Here is an 18,174-nt window from a genome sequence, read left to right on the forward strand (position 1 = left end):
TCGCGCCCACCCGTGCCGCCCCACGGCACGATCGCCCGCGACTACGGCGGCAGTGACTGCCCGCGGCCGGCGGCAGTGGCGACCAGGGCACGCATCACTCGGACGTCGTCGGCCATCTCCGGGTGCCACTGGACGCCCAGGACCCACGTCGCTCCCGGGAGCTCGATCGCCTCCACCGTGCCGTCCGCCGCGTACGCCGACGGGATCAGGCCGGTGCCCAGGCGGTCCACCGCCTGGTGGTGGTAGGTGGGTACGGAGGCCTGCCCCGGGGCGATGCCGCCGTAGAGCGTGCCGGGGACCGGATCGACCGGGTGCCGGCCGAAGATGCCCGGCACCTCCGCGTGGCCGTCGACGTGCTGGACGAGGGTGCCGCCCAGCGCGACGTTGAGGAGCTGCATGCCCCGGCAGACGCCCAGCAGCGGAAGCCCGCGCTCCAGGGCCGCTCCGATCAGCGCCAGTTCCCACGCGTCCCGGGCCCGGGCGGGCGGCCCCGTGCGCGGGTCGGGCTCGGCGCCGTAGCGGACGGGTTCCACGTCCGGGCCGCCCGCGACGACCAGGCCGTCGAGGCGTGCCACGGTCGCCGCCGCCCGGTCCGGCGCGTCCGGCGGGAGCAGCGCGGCCAGTCCGCCCGCCCGCTGCACCAGCCGCGGATAGCCGGCCGGCAGCAGCACGGCGTCCAGTCGCCACACACCCCAGCGCACCCCGGGCTCCGCGTACGTGCTGATGCCGATCAGTGGCCTGGCCGGCACTCCGGCACCTCCTTTTCCGCTCTCAGTCCCGTGCCAACTCTGCCTCGGCCGCCGCCAGCGCCGCGAATTCCTCCTCCGGCGCCTGCGCCACCAGATGCCTGCGGCTGTACAGGCCGAAGTACGCCACGGCCACGATGTAGACGGCCAGCGCGATGAACGCCGCGGTCACGTCCACCAGGAACGTCGCCACCAGTGCCGCGCACGCGAGCACCAGCGCGACCGAGGAGGTCAGCACCCCGCCCGGCGTCCGGTACGGCCGCGGCAGCTCCGGCTCGCGGCGGCGCAGCACGATGTGGGAGAGGGACATCAACGCGTAGGAGATCGTCGCGCCGAAGACGGCGATGTTCAGCATGCGCGCGCCGTTGCCCGTCCCCGCGGCCAGGGCGAAGCCGATCGCGCCCGGCACCAGCAGTCCGAGGTACGGCGCCCTGCGGCTGCTGGTGAGCGACAGGAACCTCGGCAGGTACCCGGCGCGGGACAGCGCGAACAGCTGCCGCGAACCGGCGTAGATCAGCGAGAAGAACGACGCGACCAGCCCGGCGAGGCCCGCGTAGTTCACGATCCGGCTCAGCACCGTCGCCTCGCCGTCCGGCTGGAGCGCCTCCACCAGCGGGTTGCCCGCGTCCTGGACCGCTGCGGAGCCGCGTGCCCCGGCCGCCGCGACGAAGGTGATCACGGCCAGCACCACCAGGATGCCCATGGACCAGCGGATCGCCCTCGGCAGCGTACGGGCCGGCTCCCTGGTCTCCTCCGCGGCCAGCGGTACGCCCTCCACGCCCAGGAAGAACCACATGCCGAACGGGAACGCCGCCCAGATGCCCAGCAGCCCCATCGGCAGCCAGGAGGTCGCGCCGAGGGCCGAGGAGTCCACCGGGATGTCGTCCAGCGAGGACGCCTCGAAATCGGGCAGCGCACCCAGCGCGAACACCACCAGTGCCGCCACCGCGACGCCCGTGACGACGAAGCTGAACCGCAGCGCCTCGCCCACACCCCACAGGTGGATGCCGATGAAGACGGCGAAGCAGGTCAAGTACACCGGCCAGCCGGACTCCAGGCCGAACAGGCCCAGCGACTCGACGTAGTCGCCGATGAAGATGGAGATCGCGGCGGGTGCCAGGACGTACTCGATCAGGATCGCCGTACCGGTGAGGAACCCGCCCAGCGGGCCGAGCGCCCGGCGTGCGAAGCCGTAGCCGCCGCCCGCCGTGGGCAGGATCGAGGACAGTTCGGCGAGGGCGAAGACCATGCAGGTGTACATGGCGCCCATCAGCACCATGGCGATCGCCAGGCCGCCGAAACCGCCCTCGGCCAGGCCGAAGTTCCAGCCCGAGTAGTCGCCGGACACGACGTAGGCGACACCGAGGCCGGTCAGCAGCACCCAGCCGGCGCTGCCGCGGCGCAGCCTCCTGCGCTCCAGGTAGTCGTCCGCCTCACCGGCGGGTTCACGGGACGTGGGTGGAAGGCTCACAGGGCGACTCCCCAGGGCGATGACGCGGTAAATGGAACGGATCCAGACCTTTGTGGGCCCATACCTTCGTGGCCCGGGCACCGTGAGCGCAAGCCCCGTGCGTCACCCCGAGGTGCCCCGCGTGTCACGTCCTCACGCCAGGAACCCCCGCAGCAGCGCCGCCGTCCCCGCGCAGTGCTCGCGCATCATCTCCCTCGCCCCGTCCGCGTCCCCCTCCAGCACCGCCCCGACCAGCGCCGCGTGCTGCAGCTGGGAGTGCTCCAGGTTGCGCACCAGCAACGGTATGCAGTCCAGCAGGTCGTTCACCGTCGCCCGCACCGCCGCGTACTGCGCCGTCAGCGTCGGTGAGCCGCACAGCTCCGCCAGCGTGAGATGGAACAGGGTGTCGAGGCGCCGGTAGTCGCCCAGCGGAGCCTCCTGCGTCCCGTTCAGCGCCTCGCGCAGCCGGGCCGCCTGCTGGTCCGTCAGCCCGTGCGCCGCGCACAGCCCCGCCGCCCCCACCTCCAGCACCTCCCGGAAGCGCAGCACGTCCTCGATGTCCACCTCGGCGATCCGCCGCCGCAGCTCCTCCTCGCCCGTGTCCGTCGGGCGGGGCAGGACGAACGTGCCGCCGTACCGCCCGCGCCGCGACTCCACCAGACCCTGGTCCTGGAGCACCTTCAGCACCTCGCGCAGCGTCACCCGGCTGATCCCCAGCCGCTCCGCCAGCTCCCGCTCGGCCGGCAGCCGCTCCCCGCCCGCCACCAGGCCCAGCCGCACCACCTGGAGGATCTGCTCCAGCGCCTCCTCGAAGCCGTTGCCCGCGCGGACCTGCCGCAGCACCGGTGCCAGGCGGTCCCCCACCGCGCCGATCTCGTCCTCCGGCATGTCGCCGTGCCCCCTTCCCAAGCAATGGTCCTCAGCAATACCTTATGGCTCCCGGCTGACCGAAGAAGCCCGAGGAGGCTCTCCCGTGGCAGACCGCACACCCCCGCTCTCCGTCGAGGAACTGCACACCCTCGTCGCCGGCGGCGAGATCGACACTGTCGTCCTGGCCTTCCCGGACATGCAAGGGCGGCTCCAGGGCAAGCGGTTCGCCGCGCGCTTCTTCCTCGACGAGGTGCTCAGGCACGGCACCGAGGGCTGCAACTACCTGCTCGCCGTCGACGCCGACATGAACACCGTCGACGGCTACGCCATGTCCTCCTGGGACACCGGCTACGGCGACTTCGCCATGTACCCCGATCTCGCCACCCTGCGCCGCCTGCCCTGGAACGAGGGCACCGCCCTGGCCGTCGCCGACCTCGCCTGGGCCGACGGCTCCCCGGTCGTCGCCGCCCCGCGGCAGGTACTGCGCCGCCAGCTGGACCGCCTCACCGCGCTCGGCCACACCGCCCAGGCCGGCACCGAGCTGGAGTTCATCGTCTTCCGGGACACCTACGAACAGGCCTGGGACGCCGGCTACCGGGGCCTCACCCCGGCCAACCGGTACAACGTCGACTACTCCGTGCTCGGCACCGGACGCATCGAGCCCCTGCTGCGCCGCATCCGCAACGAGATGGCCGGCGCCGGACTCACCGTCGAGTCCGCCAAGGGCGAGTGCAACCCCGGCCAGCACGAGATCGCCTTCCGCTACGACGAGGCCCTGGTCACCTGTGACCAGCACGCCGTCTACAAGACCGGCGCCAAGGAGATCGCCGCCCAGGAGGGCGTCTCGATCACCTTCATGGCCAAGTACAACGAGCGCGAGGGCAACTCCTGCCACATCCACCTCTCCCTGACGGACGCCGCCGGTGACAGCGTGATGCCGGACTCCGCCGAGGAACCGGACGCCATGTCCGAGGTCATGCGCCGCTTCCTCGCCGGACAGCTCGCCGCGCTCCGCGAGTTCTCCCTGCTGTACGCCCCGCACATCAACTCCTACAAGCGGTTCCAGCCGGGTTCCTTCGCCCCGACCGCCGTCGCCTGGGGACGTGACAACCGCACCTGCGCCCTGCGCGTGGTCGGCCACGGCCGCTCGCTGCGGTTCGAGAACCGGCTGCCCGGTGGCGACGTCAACCCGCACCTCGCCGTGGCCGGCATGGTCGCCGCCGGCCTGTACGGCATCGAGCAGGGACTCGAGCTGCCCGAACCCTGCCCCGGCAACGCCTACACCGCCGGTTACGAGCACGTCCCCACCACCCTGCGCGAGGCCGCCGAGCTGTGGGAGAACAGCGCGATCGCCAAGGCCGCCTTCGGCGACGAGGTCGTCGCCCACTACCGCAACATGGCGCGCGTCGAGATCGACGCGTTCGACGCCGCGGTCACCGACTGGGAGCTGCGCCGCTCCTTCGAACGCATGTGAGGCCTCGTTGTCCGAGCACACCCCTGAGCTCCAGGTACGCAACCCCGCCACCGAGGAGGTGATCGCCACCGTCCCGGCCGCCGGCCCCGCCGACGTCGACGCCGCCGTCGTACGCGCCGCACGCGCGCAGACCGCGTGGGCCGCCCTCGCGCCCGGTGACCGGGCGCGGCTGCTGCGCCGGTTCGCCGCCACGGTCGACGCGCACGTCGAGGAACTGGCCCTGCTGGAGGTCCGCGAGGCCGGCCACACCCTCGGCAACGCCCGCTGGGAGGCGGGCAACGTCCGTGATCTGCTCGACTACGCGGCCGGAGGAGTGGAACGCCTGACCGGCCATCAGATCCCGGTGTCCGGCGGGGTGAACGTCACCTTCCTCGAACCGCTCGGTGTCGTCGGCGTCATCGCCCCCTGGAACTTCCCGATGCCCATCGCGGCCTGGGGCTCCGCGCCCGCCCTCGCCGCGGGCAACGCGGTCCTCCTCAAACCGGCCGAGACCACCCCCCTCACCGCCCTGCGCCTGGCCGGGCTCGCCCTGGAGGCGGGGCTGCCCGAGGGTCTGTTCCAGGTGCTCCCCGGACACGGACCCGTCGCCGGCAACGCCCTCGTCGAACACCCCGGCGTCGCCAAGATCGTGTTCACCGGGTCGACGGACGTGGGCAGACAGGTGTGGGCGAAGGGCGCGGCACACCTCAAGCGCGTCACCCTCGAACTCGGCGGCAAGAGCCCCAACATCGTCTTCGCCGACGCCGATCTGGAGGCCGCCGCGGCCGCCGCCCCCCTGTCGTTCCTCGACAACGCCGGCCAGGACTGCTGCGCCCGCACCCGCATCCTCGTCGAGCGCTCCGCGCACGACCGGTTCCTGGACCTGCTCGCCCCGGCGATCGAGGCGGTCAGGGTCGGCGACCCGGCCGACGAGACCGTCCACATGGGCCCGCTGATCTCCCGCACCCAGCTGGACCGCGTCCGCTCCTACGTCACCGACGACCTCGACGGCATCCGCGGCAAGGCCCCCGAGGGCCCCGGCTACTGGTTCCCGCCCACCGTCCTCACCGGCGTCGGGCCCCACGCGCGTGTCGCCGTCGAGGAGGTCTTCGGCCCCGTCGCCGTCGTGCTCCCGTTCGACGACGAGGCCGGCGCCGTACGCCTGGCCAACGCCACCGAGTACGGGCTCTCGGGCTCGGTCTGGACCCGGGACGTCGGCCGCGCCCTGCGCGTCTCCCAGGGAGTGCGCGCGGGCAACCTGTCCGTCAACTCCCACTCCAGCGTCCGCTACTGGACCCCCTTCGGCGGGTTCAAGCAGTCCGGTGTGGGCCGCGAGCTCGGCCCGGACGCGCTGACCGCCTTCACCGAAACCAAGAACGTCTTCATCAGCACGGAGGCCTGAGGGCACATGAGCGAAGAGAACATCTGCCGCCGACTGGTCGGCCGCAGCGCCGTCGTCACCGGAGCCGGCAGCGGCATCGGCCTCGCCACGGCCCGCCGCCTCGCCTCCGAGGGCGCCCACGTCGTCTGCGGGGACGTGGACGAGGCACGCGGCAAGGCCGCCGCGGAGGAAACCGGCGGCATCTTCGTGCACGTCGACGTCACCGACCCCGGACAGGTCGAGGCGCTGTTCCGCGCCGCGTACGACACCTACGGCGGCGTCGACGTCGCCTTCAACAACGCAGGGATCTCCCCGCCCGACGACGACTCCATCCTGGAGACCGGACTCGACGCCTGGAAGCGCGTCCAGGAGGTCAACCTCACCTCCGTCTACCTGTGCTGCAAGGCCGCCATCCCCTACATGCGGCGCCAGGGCAAGGGCTCCATCATCAACACCGCCTCCTTCGTGGCCCGGATGGGGGCGGCCACCAGCCAGATCTCCTACACCGCCTCCAAGGGCGGCGTCCTCGCCATGTCCCGTGAACTCGGAGTGCAGTTCGCCCGCGACGGCATCCGCGTCAACGCCCTGTGCCCCGGCCCGGTCAACACCCCGCTCCTGCGGGAGCTGTTCGCCAAGGACCCCGAGCGGGCGGCCCGGCGCCTGGTGCACATCCCGCTCGGCCGGTTCGCCGAGGCCGAGGAGATCGCCGCCGCCGTCGCCTTCCTGGCCAGCGACGACGCCTCCTTCGTCAACGCCACCGACTTCCTGGTGGACGGCGGGATCTCGGGGGCGTACGTCACACCGCTGTAGGGCTCGTCGTTACAGTGCCCGGATGAGCATGACGCCCCCGCCCGGCTGGTACCGGGACCCGCACGCCCCGCACCTGGAACGCTGGTGGGACGGCACCGCCTGGACCGGGCACCGGCGCGCACCCGGGACGCCCGACGTGCCGCCGGTCCCGCCCGCGGGCGGGACCGGCCGCGCGAAGGCCGTCGCCCTGACCACGGCGGGTGCCGTCCTCGTCGCGGCGGTCGTCACCGGCGCGGTGTTCCTCGGCGGGGACGACGACGAGGCGGAGACGAAGACCGGCCCGACGGCCACCACCAGCAGCTCCGCGACCGGGCTGCCCGCCCCCTCACCTTCCACGTCCGAGCCCGCCACGGGTGTCCCGGACGTCGTCGAGGACGAGCTCAACGGCGTCACCTTCCCGCTCCTCGACGGCTGGGTCCGGCCCGAGCACGTCGCCCAGGACGACGTCGTCATGACCACCGACGGCACCTACGACTGCCCCGGCGAGGGCTCCGTCTGCCGCCACGGCCTCGTCGTCTCCCGCACCGTGACCGCGACCGACCAGACCTCGCCCGAGGCGCTCGCCGAGGAGGACATCCCCGAGGCGGCCGAGGACGCCTTCGGCGAGGACGCCCTCGGCCAGCAGCCGTACGGCGGGCTGGAGTCCCACCGGGTCGTGAAGTCCGGCCCGGTCGCGGTGGCGGGCCGGGCCGGCTACTTCGTGCGCTGGCGCGTCACCACCGCCGAGGGACCCGGCGGCTACGTGCAGTCGCTGGTGTTCCCCTCCAGCGTGGGCACCGAGTCACCGGTCCTCGTCCGGTACGTCTTCGACGCGGGGGAGGACGGCCCGCCCCTGGCCGACATGGACCGCATCACGAAGGGAATCCGCCCGGTCACCGACGCGGACTCCGGCGGCGGCGTCGGCAGCAGCATCGGCCCGGCCCACTGAGCCGCCACCCGGCCCACTGAGCCGCTACAGGAACGTGTGCCCCTCGCCGCGGTACGTCGGCACGGTCTCCGTGACCTCGTCGCCCTGCACCAGACGCAGCGCGTCGAACCGCTCGCACAGCTCGCCCGCCTTGGCGTGCCGGAACCAGACCTTGTCCCCGATCAGCAGATCGTCGGCGGGCGGACCCAGCAGCGGGGTCTGCACCTCGCCGGCCCCCTCCTGGGGGTCGTACCGCAGCCCCTCGGGCAGATACGGCACCGGCAGCCGGTCCGCGCCGGGCGCGCCCGAGGCCGGATAGCCCCCGCCCAGCACCGTGACCGCGCCCACCCCCGGCCGCCGTACGACGGGCAGGGCGAACAGTGCCGCCGGACGCCCGCGGAACGACGTGTAGTTGTCGAACAGCCGCGGCACGTACAGACCCGAACCCGCCGCGATCTCGGTGACCGCGTCCTCCGCGGCGGTGTGCTGCACACTGCCCGTGCCCCCGCCGTTGACGAACTCCAGGTCCGGCACGACCTCCCGTACCGCCCGCACCACCGCGGCCCGCCGCTCGGCGAGCTCACGGCGCGCGGCGGCCTGCATCAGCCGCACCGCCCGGGACCGCAGCGGCCGCCCGGCCACCGCGTCGCCGACACCGGCCACATGACCCTCGTACGCCATGATCCCGACGACCCTGAACCCGGACCGCCGGGCCACCGCGCGCGCGACCTCGGCGATCCGGGCGGGGGAGTGCAGCGGCGAGCGGCGGGCACCGACCCGCACCCGGCCGCCGAACAGCCTCAGCGCGGTGTCCAGCTCCAGGCACACGCGCACCACTTCGCCGCCGCCCGCGCGCGACGCGTCGATCAGGTCCAGCTGTGCCGGATCGTCGACCATCACCGTGACGGCGGCGGCGAGCCCGGGGTCGGCGGCGAGTTCGGCGTATCCCGCACGGTCGGCGGACGGGTAGGCGAGCAGGACGTCGTCGAAACCGGAGCGGGCCAGCCACAACGACTCGGCGAGCGTGAACGACATGATGCCCGCGAACCCGTCCCGGGCCAGCACCCGTTCGAGCAGCGCACGGCAGCGCACGGACTTGCTGGCGACCCGGACCGGCTTGCCTCCGGCCCTGCGGACCAGATCGTCCGCGTTGGCGTCGAAGGCGTCCAGATCCACGATCGCGAGAGGGGCGTCGAGCTGGGCGGTGGCCCGGTCGTAACGGGCCCGGTCGGCGGCGCGCGCAGTCATGACCGCAGCCTGCCAGACGGGATTACCGCAGGGTAGGGGGACGTTCCCGGGCAGATGCCGCGGGCCTGCGGACTGGTTCCCGTTCGGGGGGGACCACGCCGTAGAGTGACGCGCACGCACGGCGGAACGGGGCCGGCCCGGACGCCCGGGCGGGATGACGCGCCGTCCGTGCGGGTATCTGTGCCCGGGACGATTCCGTGCCGGGCCCCTGACAGCGGAACACCGGCCCGCACACGAGGAACGGCCCGGGCACGAGGAAACGGGGGGTGCATGAGCACGGAAGCGCGTCGCGCCTCCCTCCCCCCGCGCCCCGCCGTCCCCCCGCGCCCCGCCCACCCCCCGGCCCCACCCGGCACCGCCCCGGAGGAACCCGCCCCCCGGCGCCGCACCTCGGGCGGCCCGGGCGTCTTCGACACCCGCGAAGCCACCCATGGCACAGCCACCGTCCCCCGCGGACGGACCCCGGACGCGCCCGCGGACCACCGGGAGCCCGCCGGACCCGACCGCGGTGAGCCGGGACACCCGCCGAGCGCCGCCCCGCGTGACGGAGCGCCGGGCGCGGCCGACCGGCGCGGGCGCGCCCCGGAGGAGCCCGGTGCGTCCGAGAGCCGTCGGCCCGAGGGCCCCTCGGCCGGCGAGGGCCACGGCCCGGCCGGCAGCCCGCCCGACCGCCGCCGTGGATCCGCTCCCGCGGGGACCGACGGTTCCGCGTCCCGGCCGCTTTTCCCGCGCCCTTCCGGTGCCGGTGGCCACCCGGGCACCGCATCCGTGCCGCCCCCGCCGCGTGCCTCCGCCCGTTTCCCCGACGCGCCGCCGGCCGCCGGCCGGGACCCGCGCTCCCCGGACGCCGCGCCCTCCGTGCCGCCGCAACCCGCCCACCGGCCCACCGCGGGCCGGCCGGGTGCCCCTGCCGAAACGGCGTCCGAGACCACCACCCGTCTGCGTCCCGTCCCCGCCGAACCCGCCGCCGGGGAGCCGCACCGTTCCGGAGCGGGCCCGGCGCCCGCCCCCGCCGGCCGGCCCGTGCCCGGCGACGGCGCGCCCCCCGGCCGGGAGGGCCGGGGCGGTCCCGACCCCGCGCTGTCCTGGAGCGCCCCCATGGCGCCGGGCGGCGCCCCCGGACCCGCGGCATTCGTGACGTTCGGCGAGCCGGAGGCGTACGACGAGCACGCCCGCCGACGGCCGTCCGGCCGGCGGAGCCGGTCGCAGGTCGTGGCGGCCGCGGCCTGCCTCGTCCTCGGGACGGGGCTCATCGGCGGTGCCGTCACCGGTGCCTGGCTGGCCGGGGACCCCGCGGGACCCGGTGCCCGGCACGGCTTCACCGCCGCGGGAGACATGTGGCACGACGTCCCGGTCGACCAGCTCTTCCCGCCCACCGTGCGGGGCCAGGGCGCGGGACCCGGCGAAGCCGACCGGTCCTGGACGCGCGTCGCCGTCGCACCCGACAGCGGCTGCGAGGGCGCCTTCGACCCCCTGCTGCGCAAGGTCCTCGACCCCGTCGGCTGCGCACGCCTGCTGCGTGCCACCTACACCGACGCCACCCAGAGCCACGTCACCACCGTCGGCCTGCTGTTCACCGAGGCCGACGCCGCCGGCATGGCCTCCCTCGCCCGCCGTTTCGACAGGGAACGCCTGGACCGCCGCGCCGACCTGATGCCCCTGCCCTACGCCGCGAAGGACACCGCCGCCGCCGGCTTCGGCGCCGGACAACGAGCCTCCTGGACGATCTCCGTCCTCACGGACGCCCCCGTCGTCGTCTACGCCGTCTCCGGCTGGGCCGACGGACGCACCGTCGACACCCCGCAACCCGCCGAGGACGCCATGGAGTCAGGAGCCACCACCGCCCCCGCCCAGGCGGGCCTCGGCCACGAGGCGCAGGGCCTCGCCGACCGTGTCGAACGCGGCCTGCGCAAGAGGGCGGGCACCACCACGGAGCAGCCCTCATGAGGCCCGTCACCGGCCGGCGTCCCGCCGCGGCCCTCGGCGCCCTCCTCGCCGCCACGCTGGTGTTCCTGCCCGCCGCACCCGCACACGCCGACGGCATCCGCGTCCGGCAGTGGTCCCTGGAAGCCATGCACACCGAGGAGGCCTGGCGGACCACGAAGGGCGAGGGCGTCACCGTCGCCGTCCTGGACACCGGCGTCGAGGCCGACCACCCCGACCTCGACGGCAACGTCCTCGACGGCAAGGACCTCGTCGGCTTCGGCGCGAGCGAGGGTGACCGCGCCTGGGCCCGGCACGGAACCGCCATGGCCGGCATCATCGCCGGTCACGGACACGGTCCCGGGAACGCGGACGGCGTGATGGGCATCGCGCCCGAGGCGAAGATCCTTCCCGTCCGGGTGATCCTGGAGGACGGCGACCCCTCCCGCGCCAAGGCCCGCAGCACCCGCGGCAACGCCCTCGCCGAGGGCATCCGCTGGGCCGCCGACAACGGCGCCGACGTCATCAACCTCTCCCTCGGCGACGACTCCGCCTCCGCGCACCCCGAACCCGGCGAGGACGAGGCCGTCCAGTACGCCCTGCGCAAGGGCGTGGTCGTCGTCGCCTCCGCGGGGAACGGCGGCGAGAAAGGCGACCGGATCTCCTACCCGGCCGCCTACCCGGGCGTCGTCACCGCCACCGCCGTGGACCGCTACGGCACCCGCGCCCCGTTCTCCACCCGCCGCTGGTACGCCACGGTCAGCGCCCCCGGCGTCGACGTGATCATCGCCGACCCCGACCACAAGTACTACGAGGGCTGGGGCACCAGCGCCGCCGCCGCCTTCGTCTCCGGCGCCGTCGCGCTGGTCAGGGCGGCCCACCCGGACCTGACCCCCGCGCAGATCAAGCGGCTCCTCGAGGACACCGCCCGCAACGCCCCCGCCGACGGCCGCGACGACTCCCGCGGCTTCGGTTTCATCGACCCGGCCGCCGCGATCGAGGCGGCGGGCCGGCTGAAGCCGGACGGCCTGAAGTCGGCGGCCCACGGGGAGAAGTACTTCGGCCCCGGCCCGGACACCGACAGCTCCGACGAGGGCACCGCCGACTGGGCGGCGCCCCTGGCGGGCAGCGCGGGCGGCGTCCTGCTGGTCGCCACGGTGGTCCTGTGGCGCGGCCGCCGCGCGGACCGCGAGGACTTCTAGGAGCGGTCCGTCCGCGAGCGGCGCGGACGCACGTCCAGCGCCGAGAGGGCCGTCGCCACCGCCCCCTCCACCCGTGCCACGCCCCGCTCCTTCGTCACGTTGCCGTCGGACAGCGCCGACACCAGGCACGCGCGCCCGCCCGCCGTGACGCACCCGATGCTGTTCACGACCCACAGACCGGTCGCGTCGCGCGGCAGCCAGCCGTTCTTCACGGCCCACGCCGTACCCGCGTCCGCCGCCGCCGGCACACCCCACGCCTGCTCCGGGACGACCCGCGCCATCAGTCCTCGCACATACGCCCGCGGGGCCTCGCCCAGCTCCGAGTGCCCGCCGAACACCTGTCGCAGCAGCACCAGCTGGTCCTCGGCCGTGGTGCGGGTCACCCCCCACAGCGTGCCCTCGCCGCCCGCGGTCCGGGTCAGCCCGAGGCGGACGTTCGCTGCGTCCAGACCGGCCGCCCGCCCGATCCCCTCCCACAGGGCCGACGCCGCGTCGTTGTCGCTGCGCACGATCATCGCCTCCGCGTACGCCCGCTCCGTCCCGCCGAGCTCCCGTCCCGCGTCCTGCGCGCCGAGCAGCAGCGCCGCGAGGATGCCGACCTTGACGATGCTCGCCGTGACGAACGTCCCGTCGCCGTGCGAGACGGTCACCCCGGAACCGAGGTCCAGCACCGCCACGGACACCCTCGCCCCGTCCCTCACCGTGTCTCCCTCCGCGGATGCCGATGCCGATGCCGCATGCGCGGCCGCGCCGTGCGGGCCGCCCGCGTCCGAGCGTGTCACGGACGGCCGATAGGGTCGGTGACCGTGGCGAACAAGAACATTCCCGACTCCCCGTTCCGCGACGACGACGGCTCCGCCGACCCCCGGCTGAGCGCCGCGCTCGCCGCCTGGGCCGAGGACGGCAACGCGGTCGGTCCCGTGCTGGAGGCCCTCAAGGGCGCCCGCCTGCTCGTTCCCGTCGTGGCCCTGCTCGGTGAGGTCGAGGAGGACGAGCAAGGGCTGCGCCGCGAGAAGACCAGCGACATGGCCGTACCGACCCTGAAGGCCGGTGGCCGCACCGCCCTGCCCGCCTTCACGTCCATCGAGTCGCTCGCCCGCTGGGACCCCGCGGCCCGCCCCGTCGCCGTACCGCTGCACCAGGCCCTGCAGGCCGCCGCCCACGAGAAGGCGGACACGGTGGTCCTGGACATGTCCGGTCCCGTGCCCTTCGAACTGACCGGGCCCACCCTGCTCGCGCTCGCCGAGGGCCGCACCAGCACCGACCCGCTCGCCGACCCGGCCGTGGTCGAGGCGGTACGGGCCGCCGTGGCCGCGGAGCCCGTCGTGCTGCGCGCCCACCTCGGGCCGGGGCAGGCCGACGGGACCCTCGCCCTGGTCCTCGACGCGGACGCCTCCGTCGCCGAGGCCGCCCGCGCCGTGGCCCGGCGGCTCGCGGCCGACGAAACGCTGAGGGCCCGCCTGGTGCGCGGCCTCGACCTGGCAGTCCTGCCGGCCGAGGCGACGCCGCCCGGCGAGCCCCTGTACGTGCGTCCCCCGAGGTCCTAGCCGTAGATCGCCCCGGTGTACTTCTCGCCCGGGCCCTTGCCCGGCTCGTCCGGGACGAGGGAGGCCTCGCGGAAGGCCAGCTGGAGCGACTTCAGGCCGTCGCGCAGCGGCGCGGCGTGGAACGAGCTGATCTCGGTCGCGGACGCGTCGAGCAGACCGGCCAGCGCGTGCACCAGCTTGCGGGCCTCGTCCAGGTCCTTGAACGTGTCGCCCTCCTCGGTCAGACCGAGCTTCACGGCGGCGGCGCTCATCAGGTTGACGGCGACCGTCACGATCACCTCGACCGCAGGGACCTCGGCGATGTCGCGGGCCATGGCGTCGAAGTCGGGGTTGCCGGGGGTCTCGGGGGTCTCCGAGGGGGAGGTGTCACTCATGCCCCACACGATAGGCGCAGACGCGTGTCCCCTTGACAGCAGGAGGCATGGGCGCCGCGGTTAGCGCACGCCTCCCGGAGCTGCTAGCCTTGTGTAACGACCGGTCGGACCCGTATGCCTCGCGGCTAGCGAGCCCGGCCCACAAGTGGAGGCTTCGAACTCCCACCTGGCCGTCCTCAGGGCGGCGGGTCACCGGTCAGGCGGTCCCGTCCCCGAGACGGTGGTCCGCCCGAAATCGCGCCCCGCGGTCGTCGCGGCGGTGCTCCGGTAGTTCGAGGAGCCCCGCCTGTGATCGTCCGGGGCGTTTTCTTTGCCTCGGCGCGGTCAGGTCTAACGAACACAGACGTTACGCGGCTGTCCGCCAGACCGTCGCGTGGTGCTACCGAGGAGGATCCATCAGCGCCGAGCCCCGCATCAACGACCGGATTCGCGTTCCCGAGGTGCGACTTGTCGGTCCCAGCGGCGAGCAGGTCGGGATTGTCCCGCTTGCCAAGGCCCTGGAGCTTGCGCAGGAGTACGACCTCGACCTCGTCGAGGTGGCGGCGAACGCCCGTCCGCCCGTGTGCAAGCTCATGGACTACGGGAAGTTCAAGTACGAGTCGGCCATGAAGGCCCGTGAGGCGCGCAAGAACCAGGCGCACACGGTCATCAAGGAGATGAAGCTCCGGCCGAAGATCGACCCGCACGACTATGACACCAAGAAGGGTCACGTCGTCCGGTTCCTCAAGCAGGGCGACAAGGTCAAGATCACGATCATGTTCCGTGGTCGCGAGCAGTCCCGGCCGGAGCTCGGCTACCGACTGCTGCAGCGTCTCGCGGAGGACGTGGCCGACCTCGGGTTCGTGGAGTCGAACCCGAAGCAGGACGGCCGCAACATGATCATGGTCCTCGGTCCGCACAAGAAGAAGACCGAGGCGATGGCCGAGGCCCGCCAGGCACAGGAAGCCCGCAAGGCGGAGGCGAAGGCCAACCCCGGCCGTTCGATGAACGCCGCGGACCCCGACGCCGCGAACGCCGAGGCTCCGGCCGAGGCTTCCGCCGAGGCGTGACTCCGGGGGACGTGAGTCCCCAGGACGTAACCGACACAAGTACGACGCTCCACCGTGCCCGGTTCTCACGACCGGGCACCGGAGCGCCACCGACGAGGAGAGAACGGCGCTATGCCGAAGAACAAGTCGCACAGCGGTGCCAGCAAGCGCTTCAAGATCACCGGCTCCGGCAAGGTGCTCCGCGAGCGCGCCGGCAAGCGCCACCTGCTCGAGCACAAGTCGTCCCGTGTGACGCGTCGCCTCACCGGCAACGCCGAGATGGCCCCGGGCGACGCCGCGAAGATCAAGAAGCTTCTCGGCAAGTGACGCCCCGGCGCGCGAGCGCCGCACGTACGTCCAACCGGGACCCAATCGATTTCGGGCCGTGTGGGTACAACCACGGCCCCGCTACAAGGAGTTAACAAGTGGCACGCGTCAAGCGGGCAGTCAACGCCCACAAGAAGCGCCGGGCGATCCTCGAGCAGGCCTCCGGCTACCGCGGTCAGCGTTCGCGCCTGTACCGCAAGGCCAAGGAGCAGGTCACCCACTCGCTGGTCTACAACTACAACGACCGCAAGAAGCGCAAGGGTGACTTCCGCCAGCTGTGGATCCAGCGCATCAACGCCGCTGCCCGCGCCAACGGCATCACGTACAACCGCTTCATCCAGGGTCTGAAGGCCGCGAACGTCGAGGTCGACCGCAAGATCCTGGCGGAGCTGGCCGTCAACGACGCCACCGCCTTCGCGGCGCTCGTCGAGGTCGCGCAGAAGGCGCTGCCGGCGGACGTCAACGCGCCGAAGGCCGCGTGAGCACTGCGTTGGCTTGAAGCCGACGTGAGTTTTTAAGGACCCGCAGGCTTGAGAGCTTGCGGGTCCTGTTGTTGCAGGTTCGCCGGCCGCCGTTCGGCCGCGGGTCCGTTGTGGTTGGTCGCGCAGTCCCCCGCGCCCCCGGGGGCGCGTGCCGCGTGCTGAGATCTCCCGAAGGTGACGAAGAAGATGGCCCCCGTCAGCCCCGAGCTGATCTCCCCCCGTTCCTCCCGCGTCGCCGCCGCCCGCCGGCTGGCCAAGCGGAACTTCCGGGGGAAGGAGCGGCTGTTCCTCGCCGAGGGGCCGCAGGCCGTGCGGGAGGCCGCCGCGCACCGGGACGGGGACGCCGCCACGCTCGTCGAGCTGTTCGCCACCCCCGAGGCCGCCGACCGGTACGCCGACATCATCGGCGCGGCACGGGACGCCGGTGCCCGTACGCACCTCGCCTCCGAGCAGGTCGTCGCGGACATCTCCACCACCGTCACCCCGCAGGGGCTGGTCGGGGTGTGCCGGTTCCTGGACACGCCGTTCGAGGAGATCCTCGCCGCCCGGCCCCGCCTCGTCGCCGTCCTCGCCCACGTGCGGGACCCCGGGAACGCCGGCACCGTGCTGCGGTGCGCCGACGCCGCCGGGGCCGAGGCCGTCGTCCTCACCGACGCCTCCGTCGACCTGTACAACCCCAAGGCCGTACGCGCCTCCGTCGGCTCCCTGTTCCACCTGCCCGTCGCCGTCGGTGTGCCCGTCGACCGGGCCGTGACGGGACTGCGGGAGGCGGGCGTGCGGCTGCTCGCCGCGGACGGCGCCGGTGACCGGGACCTGGACGAGGAGCTCGACAAGGGCACCATGGGCGGCCCGACCGCCTGGGTCTTCGGCAACGAGGCCTGGGGGCTGCCCGAGGAGACCCGCGGGCTCGCCGACGCCGTCGTACGCGTTCCGATCCACGGAAAGGCGGAGAGCCTGAACCTGGCCACGGCCGCCGCCGTATGTCTCTACGCGTCGGCACGTGCACAGCGCGCCGCCGGAGGGTGCCGCTCCGTCACCGGGAACTAGTAGGGTGACCAGCTCGGGGACCCTCCCCCAAGCTCTCGGCCGGTCCCGAGCACGGGGCGCCCCGAGGAAGTTCCGAGAGGTGGGGTACGGGGATGAGCGTCGGCACGAGCAGCGCACCGGGGGCACGGCGGACGGCGCGCCCGCCCGCGCCCCGGCCCGGTGATCTCGCCGAACTCGGCATCGATCCCGACCAGCTGCCCGACGGACTCGTCGTCGCCGACGAACACGGCCGTGTGATCTGCTTCAACGCGGCGGCCGAGCGCATCACCGCCGTACCCGCCCGGCGAGCCCTCGGACAGCCGCTGGAGACGGCCCTGCCGTTAGAGGACCTGGAGGGCCGCCGCTGGTGGCAGCTCACCGACCCCTACGGCGGCCTCGCCATCCGCGTGCGCCAGCCCGAACGCAACCTGCTGCTGCCGGGCGGACACGAGGTCCTCGTGTCCGCGCACTACGTCCGCACCCGCCCCACCGGACCCGTCCGCCGGGTCGTCGTCACCCTGCGCGACACCGAGGCCCGGCGCCGCACCGAGCGCAGCCACGCCGAGCTGATCGCCACCGTCGCCCACGAACTGCGGTCCCCGCTCACCTCCGTCAAGGGCTTCACCGCCACCCTGCTCGCCAAGTGGGAACGGTTCACCGACGATCAGAAACGGCTGATGCTGGAGACGGTCGACGCCGACGCCGACCGGGTCACCCGGCTCATCGCCGAGCTGCTCGACATATCGCGCATCGACTCCGGACGCCTGGAGGTGCGCCGTCAGCCCGTCGACATCGGCGCCGCCGTCGGACGTCACATCCAGGCCCACGTCGCCGCCGGGCAGCCGGCCGACCGCTTCCTGCTGCGGGTGCAACACCCCCTGCCCGATCTGTGGGCCGACCCCGACAAGATCGACCAGGTGCTGAGCAACCTGCTGGAAAACGCCGTGCGGCACGGCGAGGGAACCGTCACAATCGACATCACGCCCTCGGCGTCCCCGCGCGAACGCGAGGACGCCGGCACGTCGGTCACGGTGAGCGACGAGGGGCCCGGCATCCCGGAGGAGTCCATGAACCGCGTCTTCACCCGCTTCTGGCGGGGCAGCAAGCGCGGCGGGACGGGCCTCGGGCTGTACATCGTCAAGGGCATCGTCGAGGCCCACGGCGGCACCATCACGGTCGGACGCGCCCCCGGCGGCGGCGCCGAGTTCCGATTTACGTTGCCCGTGGCGGCACCGGCGTATCTCACCTGAGAGGCCGGCGGCCCCCACGGGCGCCTTCGCGTTCCTTCACCCCGTTAGACTCGGCCTTTGGCACCTTTGCGTCCCGACGACTTCAAGCCGCGACGGCGGACAGCGCGCGACGGACGAGTCGTCCACGAGTCGAAGACGGGGACCATCAGC

The 18,174-nt window shown here is 73.6% G+C and carries 18 protein-coding genes; 12 read left to right on the forward strand and 6 right to left on the reverse strand.

Annotation, left to right across the window (positions count from 1 at the left end):
• Positions 1-41 precede the first annotated feature (41 nt).
• From BU52_RS11865 to BU52_RS11875, 3 genes are all read right to left on the reverse strand, one after another.
• Entirely contained in the window at positions 42-749 is a 708-nt protein-coding gene (locus tag BU52_RS11865; protein ID WP_037932396.1) for a gamma-glutamyl-gamma-aminobutyrate hydrolase family protein, read from the reverse strand.
• A 22-nt stretch (positions 750-771) separates the two neighbouring features.
• Complete coding sequence (gene eat, locus BU52_RS11870; protein ID WP_037932398.1) at positions 772-2,217, reverse strand: ethanolamine permease; 1,446 nt, start codon at positions 2,215-2,217, stop codon at positions 772-774.
• A gap of 132 nt (positions 2,218-2,349) precedes the next feature.
• Positions 2,350-3,084, reverse strand: a complete 735-nt coding sequence (locus BU52_RS11875) for a FadR/GntR family transcriptional regulator (protein ID WP_037932400.1) — start codon at positions 3,082-3,084, stop codon at positions 2,350-2,352.
• 85 nt (positions 3,085-3,169) lie between these two features.
• On the opposite strand from BU52_RS11875, the gene BU52_RS11880 reads away from it, so the two are divergent.
• From BU52_RS11880 to BU52_RS11895, 4 genes are read left to right on the forward strand one after another with little or no spacing between them, the layout of a single operon-like run.
• Complete coding sequence (locus BU52_RS11880; RefSeq protein ID WP_037932402.1) at positions 3,170-4,540, forward strand: glutamine synthetase family protein; 1,371 nt, start codon at positions 3,170-3,172, stop codon at positions 4,538-4,540.
• A gap of 7 nt (positions 4,541-4,547) precedes the next feature.
• Positions 4,548-5,921 carry an aldehyde dehydrogenase family protein gene (locus tag BU52_RS11885; protein WP_037932404.1) on the forward strand — a complete coding sequence of 458 codons (1,374 nt, stop codon included), beginning with the start codon at positions 4,548-4,550 and terminating at the stop codon, positions 5,919-5,921.
• Between the two features lie 6 nt (positions 5,922-5,927).
• Positions 5,928-6,710, forward strand: a complete 783-nt coding sequence (locus BU52_RS11890) for a 3-oxoacyl-ACP reductase (RefSeq protein ID WP_037932406.1) — start codon at positions 5,928-5,930, stop codon at positions 6,708-6,710.
• A 28-nt stretch (positions 6,711-6,738) separates the two neighbouring features.
• A complete protein-coding gene (locus BU52_RS11895) occupies positions 6,739-7,638 on the forward strand; it encodes a DUF2510 domain-containing protein (protein WP_037932407.1) in 900 nt (299 codons plus the stop codon).
• Between the two features lie 24 nt (positions 7,639-7,662).
• On the opposite strand, the gene BU52_RS11900 is transcribed toward BU52_RS11895, so the two are convergent.
• Positions 7,663-8,865 carry an amino acid deaminase/aldolase gene (locus BU52_RS11900; protein WP_037932409.1) on the reverse strand — a complete coding sequence of 401 codons (1,203 nt, stop codon included), beginning with the start codon at positions 8,863-8,865 and terminating at the stop codon, positions 7,663-7,665.
• 270 nt (positions 8,866-9,135) lie between these two features.
• On the opposite strand from BU52_RS11900, the gene BU52_RS36260 reads away from it, so the two are divergent.
• Together BU52_RS36260 and mycP are read left to right on the forward strand one after the other, a co-directional pair.
• Positions 9,136-10,812: a hypothetical protein gene (locus BU52_RS36260; protein ID WP_235216315.1), complete on the forward strand. Its 1,677-nt coding sequence runs from the start codon at positions 9,136-9,138 to the stop codon at positions 10,810-10,812.
• Positions 10,809-11,990: a type VII secretion-associated serine protease mycosin gene (gene mycP, locus BU52_RS11910; protein WP_037932411.1), complete on the forward strand. Its 1,182-nt coding sequence runs from the start codon at positions 10,809-10,811 to the stop codon at positions 11,988-11,990. The genes BU52_RS36260 and mycP overlap by 4 nt, the downstream gene beginning before the upstream one ends.
• On the opposite strand, the gene BU52_RS11915 is transcribed toward mycP, so the two are convergent.
• Positions 11,987-12,691, reverse strand: a complete 705-nt coding sequence (locus tag BU52_RS11915) for a serine hydrolase (RefSeq protein ID WP_037932413.1) — start codon at positions 12,689-12,691, stop codon at positions 11,987-11,989. The two genes, mycP and BU52_RS11915, sit on opposite strands and share 4 nt — an antisense overlap.
• Before the next feature lie 105 nt (positions 12,692-12,796).
• On the opposite strand from BU52_RS11915, the gene BU52_RS11920 reads away from it, so the two are divergent.
• Complete coding sequence (locus BU52_RS11920; protein WP_037932554.1) at positions 12,797-13,537, forward strand: SseB family protein; 741 nt, start codon at positions 12,797-12,799, stop codon at positions 13,535-13,537.
• Here BU52_RS11920 and BU52_RS11925 read toward each other — a convergent pair.
• Positions 13,534-13,911, reverse strand: coding sequence for a DUF1844 domain-containing protein (locus tag BU52_RS11925; RefSeq protein ID WP_037932414.1), 378 nt, complete (start codon positions 13,909-13,911; stop codon positions 13,534-13,536). The two genes, BU52_RS11920 and BU52_RS11925, sit on opposite strands and share 4 nt — an antisense overlap.
• 395 nt (positions 13,912-14,306) lie before the next feature.
• Between BU52_RS11925 and infC the strand changes: the two genes are divergently transcribed.
• The 5 genes from infC to BU52_RS11950 all read left to right on the forward strand — a co-directional run bounded on the left by infC (position 14,307) and on the right by BU52_RS11950 (position 18,024).
• Entirely contained in the window at positions 14,307-14,960 is a 654-nt protein-coding gene (infC, locus tag BU52_RS11930; RefSeq protein WP_078903207.1) for a translation initiation factor IF-3, read from the forward strand.
• A 111-nt stretch (positions 14,961-15,071) separates the two neighbouring features.
• On the forward strand, positions 15,072-15,266 hold the full coding sequence (gene rpmI / locus BU52_RS11935; protein WP_003977225.1) for a 50S ribosomal protein L35: 195 nt from the start codon (positions 15,072-15,074) through the stop codon (positions 15,264-15,266).
• 98 nt (positions 15,267-15,364) lie between these two features.
• Positions 15,365-15,748 carry a 50S ribosomal protein L20 gene (rplT, locus tag BU52_RS11940; RefSeq protein WP_004933571.1) on the forward strand — a complete coding sequence of 128 codons (384 nt, stop codon included), beginning with the start codon at positions 15,365-15,367 and terminating at the stop codon, positions 15,746-15,748.
• A 186-nt stretch (positions 15,749-15,934) separates the two neighbouring features.
• Entirely contained in the window at positions 15,935-16,795 is an 861-nt protein-coding gene (locus BU52_RS11945) for a TrmH family RNA methyltransferase (RefSeq protein ID WP_037932556.1), read from the forward strand.
• Positions 16,796-16,887: 92 nt separating this feature from the next.
• Complete coding sequence (locus BU52_RS11950) at positions 16,888-18,024, forward strand: sensor histidine kinase (protein WP_037932419.1); 1,137 nt, start codon at positions 16,888-16,890, stop codon at positions 18,022-18,024.
• The last annotated feature ends 150 nt before the right edge of the window (positions 18,025-18,174 follow it).

The sequence above is a fragment of the Streptomyces toyocaensis genome, from assembly GCF_000725125.1.
GTDB lineage: Bacteria > Actinomycetota > Actinomycetes > Streptomycetales > Streptomycetaceae > Streptomyces > Streptomyces toyocaensis.

Excerpts from the sequence above, each read along its gene's own strand:
- BU52_RS11875 (WP_037932400.1), bottom strand. The coding sequence starts at position 3,084 with ATGCCGGAGGACGAGATCGGCGCGGTGGGGGACCGCCTGGCACCGGTG.
- BU52_RS11890 (WP_037932406.1), top strand. The coding sequence starts at position 5,928 with ATGAGCGAAGAGAACATCTGCCGCCGACTGGTCGGCCGCAGCGCCGTC.
- BU52_RS11895 (WP_037932407.1), top strand. The coding sequence starts at position 6,739 with ATGACGCCCCCGCCCGGCTGGTACCGGGACCCGCACGCCCCGCACCTG.
- BU52_RS11900 (WP_037932409.1), bottom strand. The coding sequence starts at position 8,865 with ATGACTGCGCGCGCCGCCGACCGGGCCCGTTACGACCGGGCCACCGCC.
- BU52_RS36260 (WP_235216315.1), top strand. The coding sequence starts at position 9,136 with ATGAGCACGGAAGCGCGTCGCGCCTCCCTCCCCCCGCGCCCCGCCGTC.
- mycP (WP_037932411.1), top strand. The coding sequence starts at position 10,809 with ATGAGGCCCGTCACCGGCCGGCGTCCCGCCGCGGCCCTCGGCGCCCTC.
- BU52_RS11925 (WP_037932414.1), bottom strand. The coding sequence starts at position 13,911 with ATGAGTGACACCTCCCCCTCGGAGACCCCCGAGACCCCCGGCAACCCC.
- rpmI (WP_003977225.1), top strand. The coding sequence starts at position 15,072 with ATGCCGAAGAACAAGTCGCACAGCGGTGCCAGCAAGCGCTTCAAGATC.
- BU52_RS11945 (WP_037932556.1), top strand. The coding sequence starts at position 15,935 with ATGGCCCCCGTCAGCCCCGAGCTGATCTCCCCCCGTTCCTCCCGCGTC.
- BU52_RS11950 (WP_037932419.1), top strand. The coding sequence starts at position 16,888 with ATGAGCGTCGGCACGAGCAGCGCACCGGGGGCACGGCGGACGGCGCGC.